Source organism: Marinobacter sp. MBR-99 (assembly GCF_040547575.1).
In the GTDB taxonomy this organism is placed as follows: domain Bacteria; phylum Pseudomonadota; class Gammaproteobacteria; order Pseudomonadales; family Oleiphilaceae; genus Marinobacter.
Map to the genome: position 1 here is coordinate 97,607 of NZ_JBEPPY010000005.1, position 15,958 is coordinate 113,564.

The 15,958-nt window shown below is 57.8% G+C and carries 19 protein-coding genes; 8 read left to right on the forward strand and 11 right to left on the reverse strand.

Annotation, left to right across the window (positions count from 1 at the left end; all coding sequences use genetic code 11):
- Window positions 1-4: 4 nt before the first annotated feature.
- From ABIE59_RS05845 to ABIE59_RS05875, 7 genes are all read right to left on the reverse strand, one after another.
- On the reverse strand, window positions 5-925 hold the full coding sequence (locus ABIE59_RS05845; protein ID WP_354445129.1) for a flagellar motor protein MotB: 921 nt from the start codon (window positions 923-925) through the stop codon (window positions 5-7).
- Window positions 926-927: 2 nt separating this feature from the next.
- Window positions 928-1,704 (reverse strand): MotA/TolQ/ExbB proton channel family protein, encoded by a 777-nt coding sequence (locus ABIE59_RS05850; protein WP_354445131.1) that lies wholly within the window; start codon window positions 1,702-1,704, stop codon window positions 928-930.
- A 64-nt stretch (window positions 1,705-1,768) separates the two neighbouring features.
- Complete coding sequence (locus tag ABIE59_RS05855; protein WP_354445133.1) at window positions 1,769-2,191, reverse strand: YkvA family protein; 423 nt, start codon at window positions 2,189-2,191, stop codon at window positions 1,769-1,771.
- A 56-nt stretch (window positions 2,192-2,247) separates the two neighbouring features.
- Window positions 2,248-2,505: a TIGR03643 family protein gene (locus tag ABIE59_RS05860; protein ID WP_354445135.1), complete on the reverse strand. Its 258-nt coding sequence runs from the start codon at window positions 2,503-2,505 to the stop codon at window positions 2,248-2,250.
- A 9-nt stretch (window positions 2,506-2,514) separates the two neighbouring features.
- Window positions 2,515-4,158, reverse strand: a complete 1,644-nt coding sequence (locus tag ABIE59_RS05865) for a phytoene desaturase family protein (RefSeq protein WP_354445137.1) — start codon at window positions 4,156-4,158, stop codon at window positions 2,515-2,517.
- On the reverse strand, window positions 4,152-4,640 hold the full coding sequence (locus ABIE59_RS05870; protein ID WP_354445139.1) for a DUF6231 family protein: 489 nt from the start codon (window positions 4,638-4,640) through the stop codon (window positions 4,152-4,154). Before ABIE59_RS05870 ends, ABIE59_RS05865 begins: the two co-directional genes overlap by 7 nt.
- A complete protein-coding gene (locus ABIE59_RS05875) occupies window positions 4,637-5,962 on the reverse strand; it encodes a DASH family cryptochrome (protein ID WP_354445141.1) in 1,326 nt (441 codons plus the stop codon). Before ABIE59_RS05875 ends, ABIE59_RS05870 begins: the two co-directional genes overlap by 4 nt.
- Before the next feature lie 153 nt (window positions 5,963-6,115).
- On the opposite strand from ABIE59_RS05875, the gene ABIE59_RS05880 reads away from it, so the two are divergent.
- Window positions 6,116-7,228: an S-(hydroxymethyl)glutathione dehydrogenase/class III alcohol dehydrogenase gene (locus ABIE59_RS05880; RefSeq protein ID WP_354445143.1), complete on the forward strand. Its 1,113-nt coding sequence runs from the start codon at window positions 6,116-6,118 to the stop codon at window positions 7,226-7,228.
- An 81-nt stretch (window positions 7,229-7,309) separates the two neighbouring features.
- Here ABIE59_RS05880 and ABIE59_RS05885 read toward each other — a convergent pair whose 3' ends face one another.
- Complete coding sequence (locus tag ABIE59_RS05885) at window positions 7,310-7,993, reverse strand: type 1 glutamine amidotransferase domain-containing protein (protein ID WP_354445145.1); 684 nt, start codon at window positions 7,991-7,993, stop codon at window positions 7,310-7,312.
- 174 nt (window positions 7,994-8,167) lie between these two features.
- On the opposite strand from ABIE59_RS05885, the gene ABIE59_RS05890 reads away from it, so the two are divergent.
- From ABIE59_RS05890 to ABIE59_RS05900, 3 genes are all read left to right on the forward strand, one after another.
- A complete protein-coding gene (locus ABIE59_RS05890; RefSeq protein WP_354445147.1) occupies window positions 8,168-8,935 on the forward strand; it encodes a substrate-binding periplasmic protein in 768 nt (255 codons plus the stop codon).
- Window positions 8,932-10,314 (forward strand): ribonuclease J, encoded by a 1,383-nt coding sequence (locus ABIE59_RS05895; RefSeq protein ID WP_354445149.1) that lies wholly within the window; start codon window positions 8,932-8,934, stop codon window positions 10,312-10,314. Before ABIE59_RS05890 ends, ABIE59_RS05895 begins: the two co-directional genes overlap by 4 nt.
- A gap of 71 nt (window positions 10,315-10,385) precedes the next feature.
- Window positions 10,386-11,078 carry a cytochrome b/b6 domain-containing protein gene (locus ABIE59_RS05900; protein ID WP_502915334.1) on the forward strand — a complete coding sequence of 231 codons (693 nt, stop codon included), beginning with the start codon at window positions 10,386-10,388 and terminating at the stop codon, window positions 11,076-11,078.
- 14 nt (window positions 11,079-11,092) lie between these two features.
- On the opposite strand, the gene ABIE59_RS05905 is transcribed toward ABIE59_RS05900, so the two are convergent.
- Window positions 11,093-11,557: a c-type cytochrome gene (locus ABIE59_RS05905; RefSeq protein ID WP_354445153.1), complete on the reverse strand. Its 465-nt coding sequence runs from the start codon at window positions 11,555-11,557 to the stop codon at window positions 11,093-11,095.
- A 138-nt stretch (window positions 11,558-11,695) separates the two neighbouring features.
- Between ABIE59_RS05905 and ABIE59_RS05910 the strand changes: the two genes are divergently transcribed.
- Entirely contained in the window at window positions 11,696-12,124 is a 429-nt protein-coding gene (locus ABIE59_RS05910) for a hotdog fold thioesterase (protein ID WP_106694311.1), read from the forward strand.
- Window positions 12,125-12,298: 174 nt separating this feature from the next.
- Window positions 12,299-13,129, forward strand: a complete 831-nt coding sequence (locus tag ABIE59_RS05915) for a substrate-binding periplasmic protein (protein ID WP_354445155.1) — start codon at window positions 12,299-12,301, stop codon at window positions 13,127-13,129.
- 17 nt (window positions 13,130-13,146) lie between these two features.
- On the opposite strand, the gene ABIE59_RS05920 is transcribed toward ABIE59_RS05915, so the two are convergent.
- Window positions 13,147-14,112 (reverse strand): diguanylate cyclase, encoded by a 966-nt coding sequence (locus tag ABIE59_RS05920; protein ID WP_354445157.1) that lies wholly within the window; start codon window positions 14,110-14,112, stop codon window positions 13,147-13,149.
- Window positions 14,113-14,279: 167 nt separating this feature from the next.
- On the opposite strand from ABIE59_RS05920, the gene ABIE59_RS05925 reads away from it, so the two are divergent.
- Both ABIE59_RS05925 and ABIE59_RS05930 read left to right on the forward strand, forming a co-directional pair.
- Window positions 14,280-14,954, forward strand: a complete 675-nt coding sequence (locus ABIE59_RS05925) for a Frag1/DRAM/Sfk1 family protein (protein WP_354445159.1) — start codon at window positions 14,280-14,282, stop codon at window positions 14,952-14,954.
- A 68-nt stretch (window positions 14,955-15,022) separates the two neighbouring features.
- Complete coding sequence (locus ABIE59_RS05930; protein ID WP_354445161.1) at window positions 15,023-15,487, forward strand: YchJ family protein; 465 nt, start codon at window positions 15,023-15,025, stop codon at window positions 15,485-15,487.
- Here ABIE59_RS05930 and ABIE59_RS05935 read toward each other — a convergent pair whose 3' ends face one another.
- Window positions 15,488-15,868: a rhodanese-like domain-containing protein gene (locus ABIE59_RS05935; RefSeq protein WP_354445163.1), complete on the reverse strand. Its 381-nt coding sequence runs from the start codon at window positions 15,866-15,868 to the stop codon at window positions 15,488-15,490. It abuts the gene before it with no gap.
- Window positions 15,869-15,958: the final 90 nt, after the last annotated feature.

Sequence of the window (15,958 nt, forward strand, 5' to 3'; positions counted from 1 at the left end):
CGCTTTACCAGACCAGGTTGCCAGATGGTGAAGTCTGCTCAGACCGCAGATCAATAATGGCTTCCTGACTTTGCTGTTCGGTTTCAATCAGCTCCCGCAACCGGATCTCCTGTTCTTCCAGGTGGCCAGACAGGTCAATGATGATTTCCACGCGCCGGTTCTTGGCCCGGTTGTCTGCGGTGGTGTTTGCCACCCGGGGGCGGGTATCAGCCAGGCCGGTCACTCGCAGGCGCTCGGGTGACACCTGATCCCGCGCCAGCAACACGTTGGCCACTGCCGCGGCCCGGGCCGCTGACAGGTCCCAGTTGCTGAAGAATCTTTCCGTGCGGATCGGGATATTGTCGGTGTGGCCTTCCACCGCCAGATCGCCGGGCATGTCGGCCAGCACTGCCGCCATTTCCAGCAGCAAGCCCTCGAATTCCCAGGTCAGCTGGGCGGACCCGGACGGGAAGGAGCCCTTCTCTTCAACCCGGATCACGATACGGCGCTGGTCCTCCGAGACATTGATGCGCCCGTCCATAATCGCCGGCTCCAGTACTTCCAGGATCTCTGCCATATTGGCATCCATCTGCTCCTGAATGGCGTCCTGCACCGCTTGCTCAGTTGGACTGTTCAGCGTCTGCAGTTGCGGTTGCTGGTCGGTGGTGGTCTGGCGGATCTCGTTGACCACGGTCGGCTCAGGCGGTGCCGGAGAGAATTTGTCGAAGATCGGGCTGGTGCCCATGGGAACTTCCAGGGCCGGAACCTCCCGCTGAACACCAAAGGCTTTGGACAGCTCACCGGCAATCTGCTTGAACTTCTGGGCGTCGATTTCGGAGAACGACAGTAACAGCACGAAGAAGCACATCAGCAACGACATCAGGTCGGCAAAGGTGACAACCCAGGCCGGTATCGCACGCTTTTCCTCTTCCGGTAACTCGTCCATGGTCAGTCGCTTGCCGTCTCCGCTTCACCGTTCTTTGCGCGTTCTTTCGGGGGAAGATAAGAAGACAGCATCTGTTCAATGATTCGGGGGTTGGTGCCTTCCTGGATGGCCACAAGAGCATCTATATACAGCGACTGCATGCGGGCTTCTTCGGTCATTCGCAGCGACAGCTTGTCGGCGATGGGGGTGGCAATCATGGTGGCAATCATCGCGCCATACAGCGTGGTAAGCAGGGCTACCGCCATGGCCGGGCCGATGGACTTCGGGTCTTCCATGTTCGACAGCATCTGCACCAGGCCGATCAGGGTGCCGATCATACCCATGGCCGGAGCTACATCGGCCAGAGCATTGAATACCTTGGCCCCGGAGCGGTTGTGGTCCAGGGTCATTAGCCGCTCTTTGGTGAGCAGTTGCTTGATGGTGTCGGCGGTCTGGCCATCCACCAGCATCTGAATCCCCTGGGCCAGAAACGGCGAGCTGACGTCCCGGCCTTCGAGCCCCAGAACACCCTGTTTGCGCGCAATCTGGGCAACTTCAACCAGCTCGTCAATGCTGGCCTGGGTTTCCGGAAGCTTGAATTTGAACGCCCGGGCAGCCACCTTGAAGGCATCGAGAAACTGGAAAAAACTGAACTTGGCGAGCACCACCAGCAGACTGCCGCCTACCACGATAAGTAATGACGCCGGGTTGAGAAACACCTCGGGAGACACGCCCAGGATAACCGCCGATGCGATAAGCATGATGGCGCCGACCAGGCCGATCAGGGTGGCAAAATCCACGGTTACTCCGTTAACTGCTCAGGGTTGGGGAAACAGGAGCGAGAGAATACCCTCTGATTATTCCTTAATCAATTGTCACTGTGGTGACATCGCTGGATTCCTGATGCTCTTTCCAGGCGGCATAGCGGTGGAGATCAGATTCCACCAGTTTCAGGCACAACGCCACCACGCCGGCGTCGTCGAGAAAACCGATACCAAAGATAATGTCGGGAATCAGATCGATGGGGTTCAGCACATACAGTAGCGCGCCGGCGATGGCGGCAATGCTTTTCCAGGGGATGGCCCGGTAATCGCCCCGCCAGTAATCCCGCACCAATGAAAACATCAGGCGGATATCGGTGGTAAAACGGCGTAAACGGCCACTACCCCTGACCTTTTTCTCAATCGCTTTCTGGCGCTCCAACAGAGATTCCAGGTCGTCTTTGCCAACCTTGTCTGCCTCGTGTTTCAGTTGCGACGCTGCTGCTTTTTCGGAGAAGAATGCCATAGCTCTGCCCGGTGGTTATTCAATATCTGTAACGGTAACGAAACTCGTGGATGCCGTCATCTGTGTTTGTACTGGGTCGGGCAATAAGCCCGTAAAACACCCTCCGGCCTCAAACGGGCATGCTTGGTGTTGCGCCCGCTGACACGCTTGCGCCACAGTCGGAAGCTGCCCGGCTTCAACTCCCGCCGCATTAGCCTGATGACTTCTTTCTCCGGCAGACCAAAGCAGGCCTCTATGGCTTCAAATGGTGTGCGGTCTTCCCAGGCCATTTCAATCACCCGGGAAACGTCTTCAGGCGTCAGTGTGGAACTCATGGCGGCACCTCAGCCTACAAAAATTCGTTTGGCCAGGCCGGCGCCTTTCAAACCCCGTATGGCCAGGGTGGTCACCAGCCCGCCGATCATGGCGCCCACCACGCCGCAGGTCAGGATGTCCTGCCCGGTAAGGTACAGGCCGGGGATATCTGTTTTCGGCCTCAGCCAACGTTGCTCGAAGCGTTCCGGGGTGTGGTCCAGGCCATAGAGTTCGCCTTGCTCGTAACGGCAGAACCAGGCCGTAGAGAGTGGTGTGGACGTTTCCACATAGTCTACCTTGCCCCGGAGCTGAGGCAGCTTCTCATACATCACTTCCAGCAACTGATCGGTGATCCGGGCTTTCACTGCCTCATAATCATTCCCCCGCTTGCCCCAGGTGGAGCCCTGCCAGGGCTCGAACATCTCCCAGGTGGTGGGGGCAACAATTTCAATGGTGGAGGTGTCGGGCCAGCGATTCTGGTAATCCGGGTCTTTGGCAGCCGGAAACGAGATGTAAACCACGGGGAAAGGCGCGCTCTGGGGGTCTTTCAGGAACTGCTCCACGTTGCCATCGTGGTCTGCGCTCGGGTAAATCCAGAAATTGGTTCGGGGCAATCCGAGCTGGTCGGGCGTGCCCTTCAGACCGATGTACAGACCGATATGTGGCATGGAGGGCTTGATGTGTTCCCGGTGGCCGGGATAGCCAATGCTGTCAGCGACGGACTCCGGCAGCAGTCTTTCGAAGGTATTGATCACCCCCGCGTTGCTGATCACCAGCGGGGCGCGGATGTCGTGGCCGTCGGCCATACGCACGCCAACGGCCTTGCCTTTCTCGATCAGGATTTCCTTCACATCAGCATAGGTCAACACATCGCCGCCTCCGGCCTGAACCACCGGAATAATGGTTTTGGCGATTTCCGAGGCACCGCCGACGGGGTAGAAACCGCCGTACAGATAATGTTTGGCAATGAGCGCGTGTACCATGAAACTCGACTGTTTCGGAGTTACCCCGCAATCGCCCCATTGGCCGGTAATGGCGCCAATCAGTTCTTCATTGTCGGTCAGTTCCCGCAGCACCTCATAGGTGGTGCGGTTAAAACAGTCCGGCAGCACCGTCTTCAGCCCTCTGGAGACCAGTGGGCCTGCCAGAGCGGGCGAGAGTTTGGACAGGGTATACCACTGCATGCCATCGGCCACTTTGCCGAGCAGGGCCAGGTAACGGTCTATAGCCTCTTCTTCGTCCGGGAAAGATGCCAGTAGCGAGTGCCTCAGGCCTTCCCTCCCGGCACGAAGGTTGACCACTTTGTCGCCCAGAAAGAACCGGTCGTAGTTCTCATCCATGGGCGCCCATTCGAGCTTGCCATCGGTGATGTAGTCGAACAGCCGACGCCCGAGGGTATGGCGGGCGCCCATGTCGCCGATATAGTGCACGCCCACATCCCACTCATAGCCATTACGAGCGTAGCTGTGGGTATAACCGCCGGCGGTGTAATGCTGTTCAAGCACAAGGACCTTTTTACCCGCTTTGGACAGGCAGGCGGCAGTGGTCAGGCCGCCAATGCCTGAACCAATCACCAGGGCGTCATAGGGACCTTTCAATCGATTGGCTCGGTAGCGGGTGCCGATACGGATAGTGCTGGGTGTCAGTGTTCTTGAGGCTGTTTTCTTTACCACCACGATTTTCCCCACATGTGCGGATTGGCCCAGTTATCGGGATTGTTCCAGGCTCGTTTATGGTTGTAAGTATCCAGATTGTAGGTGTAAAGCGTGAGTGCGCCGTTCTCGGTTTCCAGCTCTGCGTGGCGCTGGAAACCCAGGGCGATGAAATCGGTGAATCCCCAGTCAGCAGACCGGGGCATGACGACGGCGATCTGGTGAGCGCCGTAGTTTCGCAGTTGGCCAAGTAACAGAGCACCTTCTTCGTAGGGCAGGTGTTCAAGGGTGTCCGTGATCAGTGCAAGATCGGGGGTCTGGGCCGGCGGCAGGTGGGCGTTGGGATCCGTGGTGTCGAGGGTCAGTAGCTCGCAGTCAGCCTGTTTTCGCCAGACCGCCGCGACAGCGTTGGCGGTTTCACCGCAACACAGAAGCGTTGAGGGCTGGCTGGTATCGATGATTCGTGCCAGAACCTTTGCCGGGCTATCCACTGGAGTGCTCATAGAATGGGCCAGTCTGCTGCGTCCACGGTATGCAGGCCCACCGGTTGTGAAGACCTGCCCTGCCATCGTTCAACGAAGGCACCATCAGGATCGTACTGTTGCGCCTGCTTGTCCAGATTGAATTGCCGGAGGCCCCTTGGGTCAGCACCGACGCCTGCCAGGTACTGCCAGTTGCCGTAGTTGCTGGCGACATCGTAATCCACCAGCTGCTGTTCAAACCAGGCGGCACCGTAGCGCCAGTCCAGCTCCAGTTCGTGTATCAGGCAACTGGCGACCAGTTGCCGGGCACGGTTGCTGATATAGCCGGTTTGTCGAAGCTGATTCATGGCGGCATTGACGACAGGGTATTCGGTATTACCCTGACACCAGGCTTTGAAGCGATGGCCATAAAAGGTGACCTGCCTGCGCTTGCACTGCACCCCATCTCGGCAGAACAGCCGGTTGCCGTGCCGGATGGCGTACCAGTAGAAATACTCTCGCCAGAGCAGCTCGAACCATAGCCAATAGGTGGATTCGTTGCGGGTTTGCTTACGCTCATAATCCTCAATGGTTGCAGATACTTCCCGAGCCGACAGGCTGCCATTGGCCAGCCAGGGCGAAAATTTCGACGAGGAATCCCAGTCGTCCAGGGCGTTACGGGTTTCCTTATAGGTGGCAATGCCGTGGTTGCCAAACGTGAACGCCTGCAACCGTTCCAGTGCGGCGGTTTCGCCACCCCGGAAGTCAACACCTGGTGATGGCTCCGGTATCGGCGGGCAGTCGCCGCGGTTATCTTCAGGAAAACCCGGCGGGGGTGGCAAGGCGGTCAGTGTACGAATGCGCAGCAACTCAGGCCCGCGTTCCCCCTGTTTCTCAACCTGTTTCCGAAACTGCGAGAAAGTGCCCGGTAACTCACTGACCGGCATCGGCAAAGCACCTTCAGTGAACAGGCTGAGGGTCTCGAACTGCTGTAGCGTGGTGTCGGGCAGCGCTTGTTTGAGTGCCTGCCATTGTTGTGCTTCGAAGGTGCCGGGCAACCTTGAACGGATCAGTCGTTGGATACCGTGCTGGCGCACCAGTTCGGGGATCACTTGCTCCGGTTCACCGAAGGCGATGTGCAGTCGCTGGCCCAGGGGGCGCAGGCTGCGCTCCAGGTCCATCAGGCTTTGCCAGAGAAAACGCCAGCGGTGCTCACCCATGGCCTGGCACTGGAACGGCCCGTTGGCAAACCAGTGGGGGTCCACCACATAAAGGCACAGCAACAGATCAGAGCGTGATGCCGCCAGCAGGGCGGCGTTGTCGTGCATTCGCAGGTCTCGGGTAAACCAGTAAAGCGTTTTCAAAGTATTAAACCTTCTGAAAAAGTTACCGGAACATACGTCAGTAATTGCCCGGAGGATTGGCGTCTGTTTCAGGCCTTGAGGGCCCTGACGTGCTAAAGTCCAAGGTTAATGCTGGCAGGCAATTCGACTCAACCGGATACCAGGAGATTGAAAGTGATTAAATCCCGCGCGGCTGTAGCGTTTGAGGCTAACAAGCCACTGGAAATTGTGGAAGTGGATGTGGCACCGCCCCAAGAGGGCGAAGTGCTGGTGAAGATTGTCGCCACCGGTGTGTGCCATACCGATGCCTACACTCTGTCTGGTGCCGACCCGGAGGGCCTGTTTCCGACGATTCTGGGCCATGAAGGTGGGGGTATTGTGGAAGCGGTTGGCCCGGGCGTGAAAGACCTGAAGGTAGGTGACCATGTCATCCCCCTGTACACCGCTGAGTGTGGCGAGTGTAAGTTCTGTACCTCTGGCAAGACCAACCTGTGCGGTGCGGTGCGGGCCACCCAAGGCAAAGGTGTGATGCCGGATGGTACTTCCCGTTTCTCGTACAACGGCCAGCCGCTGTACCACTACATGGGCTGCTCTACCTTCTCCGAATATACCGTGCTGCCGGAAATTTCACTGGCCAAGATTCCCAAAGAAGCGCCACTGGAGAAAGTGTGCCTGCTCGGTTGCGGTGTGACCACTGGCATCGGTGCGGTGATGAATACCGCCAAGGTGGAAGAGGGCGCGACCGTGGCGATCTTCGGCCTGGGCGGTATCGGCCTGGCCGCGATCATCGGCGCGACCATGGCCAAGGCCAGCCGTATCATTGCTATCGACATCAATCCGGGCAAGTTTGACATCGCCAAGCAGCTGGGTGCCACCGACGTGGTCAACCCCAACGACTACGACAAGCCGATTCAGGAAGTCATTGTCGAGATGACCGATGGCGGCGTGGACTACTCGTTTGAATGCATCGGTAACGTCAAGGTGATGCGCGCGGCCCTGGAATGCTGCCACAAGGGCTGGGGTGAGTCGGTGATCATCGGCGTGGCCGGTGCCGGCGAAGAGATCAGCACCCGCCCGTTCCAGTTAGTGACCGGTCGGGTCTGGAAAGGCTCAGCGTTTGGTGGCGTAAAAGGCCGTACCGAGTTGCCGTCCTATGTAGAGAAAGCCGAGAAAGGTGAAATCCCGCTGGATGTGTTTATCACCCATGAAATGCCGCTGGAAGACATCAACAAGGCGTTTGACCTGATGCACGAAGGCAAGAGCATTCGTACGGTGATTCACTTCTGACCACGGATTCACCCGTATCAGAACGTCAAAGGGGAGGCCGCCGGCCTCCCCTTTGTTTTTCATGGTCATGGACTCAACAACTCAGTTGGTCTGTAAGGCCTGGACTACGGCCTTGGCGGTGCCCTCGGAAGAGGCCGGGTTTTGCCCGGTGATCAGCTTGCCATCCACCACGATGTGCGGTGCCCAGTCATCACCCCGGCTGTAGCGGGCGTTGTTCTGCTTGAGCATGTCTTCGAGCAGAAAAGGCACGATATTGGTGAGCTGCACGGCGTCTTCTTCGGTATTACTGAAGCCTGTGACCTCGCGGCCGCCCACAATGTTCTGGTCGGGCTTGATGAACACGTTCTTGAATACCGCCGGCGCGTGGCACACAGCGCCAATAACCTTGTCCTGCTCGTAGGCGGTCTTGATCAGGGCGATGGACTTTTCATCCTCCGCCAGGTCCCACAGCGGGCCATGACCGCCGGGGTAGAAAATGGCATCGAACTGGTTCATGTCCACATCCGCCAGTTTCTTGGTGCTGGCGAGCATTTCACGGGCATGGGTGTCCTCCATGAACCGGCGGGTGGAATCGGTGAGCGCGTCTTCGGCTTCACTGTTCGGGTCCACCGGCGGCTGGCCGCCTTTCGGGGATGCCAGAGTAATGTCGGCACCGGCATCCTTGAATACGTAGAAAGGTGACGTAAACTCTTCCAGCCAGAAGCCTGTCTTGTGGCCGGTGTCGCCCATTTGGTCATGGGAGGTTAGTACCATCAGTATCTTCATAGTCGTCAATCCTTGTAACGGGTTTTATAAACGGATTTGCTGCGCCTTAACCCGAGACCTTGTGGCGGGGTGGCGAGAATTCAACAGGGATTACGGTTACAGGGAGGTTATGGATGCTGCGGCCTACTATACTGTCATCGTTTTACACTCATTTGACCATGGATTGAGGCCGAAATGGACGTGAGAAACACACCGCTGTGGCTGGCATCTATACTGCTGGCGTTCTCCTTGTCAGCACAGGCGCAACAGGGCACGGAAACCGTCGAACCACTCACGGTGACCGTCGGGGTGAATCATTCTCCGCCCTATCGGATACTGGAAGTGGGCCAAAAAAGTGGCTTGTATCTGGAAATATTTGAGGAAATTGCGGATCGGCTTGGTTGGAAGGTGCAGTACCGGGAGGCGCCGTTCCGGCGTATTCTGCTGATGCTGCAAAAAGGGGAAGTGGATGTGATGCTGGGGCCGCTGAGAACCGATGGGCGCGAGGACTATATGACCTTCGTTGCGCCGGCGTTCCCGCCGGAACGTCGCCTTTTCTTCTATATGGACGAGGAACACCGGATCGCTCGCTACAGCGACCTATACGGAAGGACGATCGGGGTGCTGGACGGCGCCACCTACTTCAGCCGATTTGATCGCGACCAGGTTCTGATCAAGGAATCCGCGCCACACTATGAGAACCTGATGCGGATGATGGAAAAAGGCCGGGTGGATGTGGTGATCGCTCCGGAACTTGTGGGCCTGTATACCGTTCGTAAGCTGAATCTTCCGGTACAGATTTCACCCTTTTTTGTACCGGGCGAAAGTTCCTGGATTGCGCTGTCGGGTAAATCGCCGGCTATCAAATATGCCGACGACATTCGCGCAGCCCTCAAGCTGATCGAACGTGAAGGTATCAAGGAAAATCTTGTGTTGAAGTACCTGGAACAGCCCGCTCAATGACCCCTGACCACACCGATTTATGGTTTTTGCCCCTTGGCGGCACGGGTGAAATCGGCATGAACCTTAACCTCTACGGCCATGATGGCCAGTGGTTGATGGTGGACTGCGGGGTGACCTTCCCCAAACCGGGGCGTATCGCGGCCGATGGCACCGTGCACCATCGTGGTGAACCTCCGGTACAGATGGCAGACCCGGCATTTATCGCCGACCGGCGGGACAAGCTGGCGGGGTTGATCATTACCCACGCCCACGAGGATCACATCGGCGCCGTGCCCTATCTCTGGCCACTGCTGCAGTGCCCTGTTTACACCAGCCGATTTACCGCTGAGATCCTGCGCCGAAAGCTGGCGGAGTTTGATCTGTTGCATCGGGTGCCGATCATCGAGGTGGACACCGGGGAGCGCCGGCAGATTGGCCCGTTCAATGTTCAATGGCTGGCACTGACTCATTCGATTCCCGACCCCAACGCCCTGATGATCCGCACCCGGATTGGCAACATTTTCCACAGTGGCGACTGGAAACTGGATGACAATCCCCTGGTGGGGCACGGTTATGCCACCTCGACGTTTACCGACCTGGCCGAAGAAGGTGTGGCTGCCATGGTCTGCGATTCCACCAACGCTACGGTGCCCGGACACTCTGTTTCCGAGGCTGCGCTGCACGAAGGCTTGCGGGACCTGATTGCGGTGGCCGAGGGCCGTGTGATTGTCACCTGCTTTGGCAGCAACATTGCTCGTCTGCACACGCTGGCTAGCATTGCCCGGGAAACCGGCCGCTACATGGGATTGTTGGGTCGCTCGTTGATCAATATGAGTGGCGCGGCCAAGGCTACAGGGCTTTGGCCGGGCTCAGACAAGTTAATCAGCCCCTCGCACCTGGGTTACCTGCCGCGCCATGAAGTGCTGGGCGTGGCCACCGGCAGCCAGGGGGAGCCGCGAACCGCACTGCGGCGCCTGGCCCAGGGTAGCCACCCGGATTTTGAGCTGGAAGCCGGTGACACGGTGATTTTCAGTGCCCGGGCAATACCGGGCAACGAAGAAGCCATCGAGACGCTGATCAGCCAGCTACGCAAGCTGGGAGTCATCGTCATTACCGCCGAAGATGCCGGCGCGCCCATTCATGCTTCAGGTCATCCGGCACAGGATGAACTCAAGGCGATGTATCGCTGGGTTCAGCCCCGTATTGCCATTCCTGTTCACGGTGAGGCTGAACACATGGACGTGCATGCCGATCTCGCGAAAGGTGCAGGCGTGCCCAGGGCCATGGTTGGCCGTAATGGCGATCTGTTCATGGTGCGGCCAGTGCCGGGTATTCGGCGCCAGGTTGTCGAAACCGGACGGCTGGGGTGGCAGAAGCAGGAGTTGGTCAGGGTCTACTGATGGCTACAAGGAACTTAGTAAGCTTATGATGGTCTATGTCGCCAATCCGTGAGTGACGCAAGGGAATGACTATGACCACTATTCGTTTATGGGATCTGCCGGTCAGGCTGTTTCACTGGTTGTTGGTGTTGGCGGTGGTTGGTGCCATCGTCACCACCAAGCTCGGTGGCAGCTGGATGGTGTGGCATGAGCGATTTGGCCTGCTGGTTGTTGGCTTGCTGGCCTTCCGGCTTGCCTGGGGTTTCGTTGGCTCCAGCTATGCGAGATTTACCCGGTTTGTGCGTGGCCCCGGGGCCATCCTGGCCTACCTGAAAGGCCAGTGGCAGGGCGTCGGCCACAACCCGCTCGGCGCCCTGTCGGTGCTGGCGCTGATTGGCCTGTTTGGCTTTCAGGCGGTATCCGGGCTGTTTGCCAATGATGAAATCGCCTTCTATGGGCCGCTTTACCCGTTGGTGTCTTCCGATCTGAGCGCCACCCTCAGCGGCTGGCACAGGCAAACGGAATGGTATCTGTATGGCCTGGTGGCCCTGCATGTGGCCGCGGTGATGTTCTACACCCACGTCAAGAAAGACAATCTGGTGAAACCGATGATCACCGGTAGGAAAGTGGTCTCACAAGGGCGCGCCGAAGATGCTAAAGGCGGGGGTGCGATGGCATTCGTGGTGTCTCTGGTGCTTGCACTGGCGGTGGTCTGGGCGGCCAGCGGTGAGCTTGTATCACCACCGCCGGCGCCCGCACCTGCACCCCAGGATCTGGGCTGGTAGGTTCGCTGGGCGAATCAGTCAGCGCGGAAGTTGTCGTGGCAGGCCTTGCAGGTTTGCCCGACTGCGCTGAACTGCCTTGCCAGGGCTGAACGGTCGCCGGTTGCGGCCACTTCCTGCAGTTTGTTGGCTTCGCGAACAAAGTTGGTACCTACTTCCCGGACTTTATCCATTTGCTGGAAAAACTCAGGTTTCAGGCGGGTGTTCTCTGCTTTATCCATGGCCGAATCCGGGCTGTACAGGGCGCCCATGCCAGAGTTGGCGATGGCCGCAATGGCATTGGCCGCCGCTTTCATCTGGTCAGCGTTGAATTCCACGTCACCGTCCACGGCCTGGGCTTTGATCTTGCCCATGTTCCAGGACATAAACTGGTAACCGGCTTTGCGTGCTTTGATCTGGTCTTCGACGCTTAGCTGGGCAACGGCTGGTACGGCAAACGAAGCGGCCAGTATGGCGGCGGTAATCACACCGGATTTCTTCATCTCAGGTCCCTCTCTTTTGGTCTGATTGGTTAGGTTACCAAAATGCTTTATAAAGGCATGGTTATGAGCATGCTACCTGTATAGACTCATTGCTGACAGTTATAACAGACTAAAGTTCAACCTGGAGAAATTCCGAGTATGGCGATCTGGACGGTAACCCCGAACCTGGAACACATGGCCGAGGCGAGTAAAAACACCGCCGTCAGTCATATGGGCATTGAGTACCTTGAAATTGGGGACGACTACGTGAAAGGCCGCATGCCGGTGGACCAACGCACGGTGCAGCCGTTTGGCATTCTGCACGGCGGCTCGTCGGTATTGCTGGCAGAAACTCTGGGCAGCATGGCGGCCAATTGCTGTCTGAAAGACAAGAACACCGTGGCGGTGGGGCTCGATATCAACGCCAACCACATTCGCCCGGTGACCGGCGGCTGGGTATACGGCACAGCCCGCGCCCAGCACATCGGCAGCACCACCCAGGTTTGGGAAATCCGCCTGGAGAACGAGCAAGGCAAGCTGACCTGCATCTCAAGGCTGACAATGGCGGTTACCAAGCGTCCTGGTTGATGGGTTTGCGCGCCAGTGTATTGATATGTCCTGGTGGTACTCTTGGTTTTTGGGTGAAGATTGAGGGATATCAAGATTAAAGCCGGATGGTGGGCGTTGGGGATGTTATACTTTCTGCATTAGTTGACTTTGTCAACAAAACGGCGGTGAGTTATCCCGTTCTGTGGAGCCCATGTGTCAGTATCCTCGCTGAATACCGAAGCTTTCCGGCAATGCTTTCGCGCGCTTGCCCTGGCGCTTGCTGCCAGCTTTCCTGCCCTGGCGGAAACCCAGAGTGGTTTCGCCTGCGATACCCTGATGGTGAGTGGTAACCCGGAGTATCCCCCGTTGCTGTGGCAGTCGGATCAGGCGCCCGGGCGCCTGATTGGTGCGGTACCGGCATTGCTGCAAGAAATTGTCGAGCCACTAGGAGTAGACGTCCGGGTTCGTGAGAAGGGATCCTGGGCTCGGGTTCAGCGCCTGGCGCAGTTAGGGGAGATTGACCTTGTGGCAGGGGCCTTCATTACGTCGGAGCGCATCGGATACATGGATTATGTGTTGCCGCCGATGATTCAACTGCCTACCACGGTGTGGGTGCCGAAAGAACGCCCGTTTTTGTATCGTCATTGGCCCGACCTTCTGGGCAAACGGGGCAGCACCCTGATCAACAACAGTTTTGGCCAGCGTTTCGATAACTATGCAAAAGCAAACCTCATGATCGAAGGGGTGCGTTCCATTGATCAGTCATTCCTGATGGCCAGGGCGGGCCGGGTCGACTATGTGTTGTATGAACAATTGCAGGGGCAGGTGAAACTTCAGAGACTCGGGCTTGCCGATCATTTTATTGCGCTAGCCCCGCCAATTTCGAGGGAGGGGCTGTTCTTTGCGTTCCCGAAAGGCTCGCCGTGCAATTCGGAACCTTTCAGAGAGGCCTTTATGGAACGTTTGACCCTGCTCACGGAACAGAGGCGGTTGGAGGCCCTGATAGATGAATATTCCGCCCTTTACTTAGGGACAGGCAGTTAGCTGACAGCCAGCCCGTATCAGGCCGTTGGAGTGGTGTCTACTCTTACCTGGTTGCGGCCCAGGTCTTTGGCTCGGTAGAGCGCTTTGTCGGCCCGGTGTAGCAGGTCTTCAAGGCGACCATCGCCATGGGAGAGTGTAGTGATACCAAAGCTGGCACTGGGGCAAATCGAATGGCCATGGTGGAAGACTGTCAGATCTGAGAGCAGTCCCAGTAGTCGCTCCGCCATTTCCTGCGCCTTGGCAGATCCGGTTTCCGGCAGCAGCATGGCAAATTCCTCACCGCCCATTCGGGCAACGATATCCGATTCCCTGATATTGTCCTTCAGCAAAGCGGATACTCGCCTGAGTACCTCGTCCCCGGCATCGTGCCCGTAGGTATCGTTCACCTGTTTAAAGAAGTCCAGGTCCATCATGATCAGTGCCAGGGGCGTCCGATGTCGGTGGGCCTGGCTCAATAGCTGGCCGCCAAACTCGAAGAAGGCACGTCGATTGTGAAGGCTGGTCAGTTCATCCGCTAGGGCCGCTGCCCGGGCCTGTTTATGGGCATTGTGAAGGGCCAGTTCCATCTGCTTGCGGTCGGTGATGTCGGTGGCGATTTCCAGTCTTGCCAGCCGGCCATCGGTCCAGCGAATGGCCTGGTCCCTGCACTGATACCAGCGCTGGTCGAGCTGGTTCTGGAATTCCCAGACGTGGGGCGGATTAGGTGTGCCATCGTTGGCGACCAGTAAGTCATTGGTGCAGAAGGAGCAGGGGCCGTCGTTGTCTTGAAGTACCTGCCAGCATTTTCGGCCGTCGATGTTTCCCCAGATCCTCCGACCGTAGGCGTTCATGTACAACAATTCGTGGGATTCGAAGTCGGACACATAAACCAGAGCATCGAGATTATCCAGTACAGCCTGGAGCCCTTCGGCAGAGGTGCCGGTATCTGGAACCGGTTTGCCCGGGCGGGCTGGCAGATTGAGGGATGGTATGCTGGATTTCATTGGTGTTCTTGTCTTAGGTCGGTTTTTAGCCAGTGCAGTTTTGAGTATGGCGTCTTCCGCCACTGCCTGCATCTGAAAGTTATCGTATTTTTCGGATTGTACCTACGTTTGCCAGAAGGCTTCGGATGGTGTTCAGTAGAGAAAAAGCATTAGCAGGAGCATCGGGTATGGGGCATCGATCATTGCCACTCTGGTGGCTGGGGCTCGCCGCGGCGCTGATTCCCATGATTACCATCCACCTTACCTTTGCGGTGTCGGTGGCAGAAGGGTATGTGTCGTGGTGTGTGCCGTATTGGGACAGCTGCACCAGCATCAGCCGCACCGGGCGTCACGGTACCGCTTATTTCATATTTAAGGGGACTATGCTGCCTGCGGCAATCCTTGGTATTTTATTCTGGTGGCTGAACGGTCTCTGGTTGCGCCAGCTTGGTGTTCGGGCCCGGCGTGTTGCCTGGGTGCCATGGCTGGGGTTTATTGCCTGTGCTGCGCTTGCTTTTTATACCCTGGCGCTGGGCCATGCCGGAGACGGTTTTAACCTGACTCGCCGTATTGGCGTTGTCCTTTATTTTTCGTTCACCTACCTTTGTCAGTTGCTGGTCAGTGCCTGCCTGATGAACCACCCCCGATGGTATGACTCCGGTCTGCGTTTGTTGCGTCTTTGCCAGCTGACGCTGGCAGTGGGTATTCTTTCGGTGATTCTGACGGCAGTGGTGCCGGACTGGTACAGCCAGAAAGACGATGCCTTCGAGTGGGTGCTGGCGCTGCTGATCAATTTGCATGCGCTATGGCTGGCGTTGCTGTGGCGGCGCAGCGGGTTTCGCGCCAGGCTGTGGGCAGATTGAAGGCCGGCGGGACAGGCCGGGGGCAGCTTGCTAGACTGCCGCAAACCGGTCCTCATGAGCCTGTCACCATGACCACGATGACATCATCAAGCCTGTGCCCCTGTTGCAGCGGCAAGGTCTACCACGACTGCTGCCAGCCCTGGCATTCCGGGCAGTTGGCGCCTACCCCTGAGGCGCTGATGCGCTCTCGCTATGCGGCGTTTGTGCTGCGCAATCCAGACTACCTGCTGGCCACCTGGCACCCGGATACCCGGCCCGGGGAGTTGGGGCTGGACAGCTCTCCGGAGTGGGTGTCGTTGCAGGTGTTGGATGCCAGTGAACAGGGCGCCCGTGGGCGCGTTCACTTCCGTGCGGTCTACCGGGCGGGAACCGGTTGGGGCTATCTCGAGGAAATCTCGGACTTTGTGCGGGAAGGCGACCGCTGGCTTTACGTCGCCGGCAAAACGAGCGAGGGTGCCCTCAAACCCGGCCGCAACGACCCTTGCCCGTGCGGCAGTGGAAGAAAGTACAAAGCCTGTTGCCTGAAGGGGTGATCACTCGAATTCAGGCAGCTCCGGTTTTACTACGGGTTTGCCTGCTTCAGCCCAGGCATCAAAACCGCCTTCGATGGACAGCACATTCAGGTAGCCCATTTCTTTCAAAGCCCTGGCGCTGAGCGCCGCGCGCCCGGAGTTCTTGCAGTAGAGCACGATGTTCATCTGCCGGTTGTCGAAGGCCGGATCGTTGCTGAATTTGAACTCCAGCAAACCCCGCGAGACATTGACCGCACCGGGCAAGTGACCGGCCCGGTACTCCTCGCCATCCCGCACATCCAGCAGTAGATCGGCGTTTTGAATCGCCGTGTCGGCATCGGCCAGCGGCACTTCCTTGATTTCTTTCTTGGCGGCTGTGACCAGATCAAGGGCAGTTTTCATGGTAACTCCTTAGCGATTCAGACATTCGTGTCAGGTTAAGGCAAATCATGGCTTCCCGTCACCCTCGCTGTGCTAGATTATCTCGTTCAG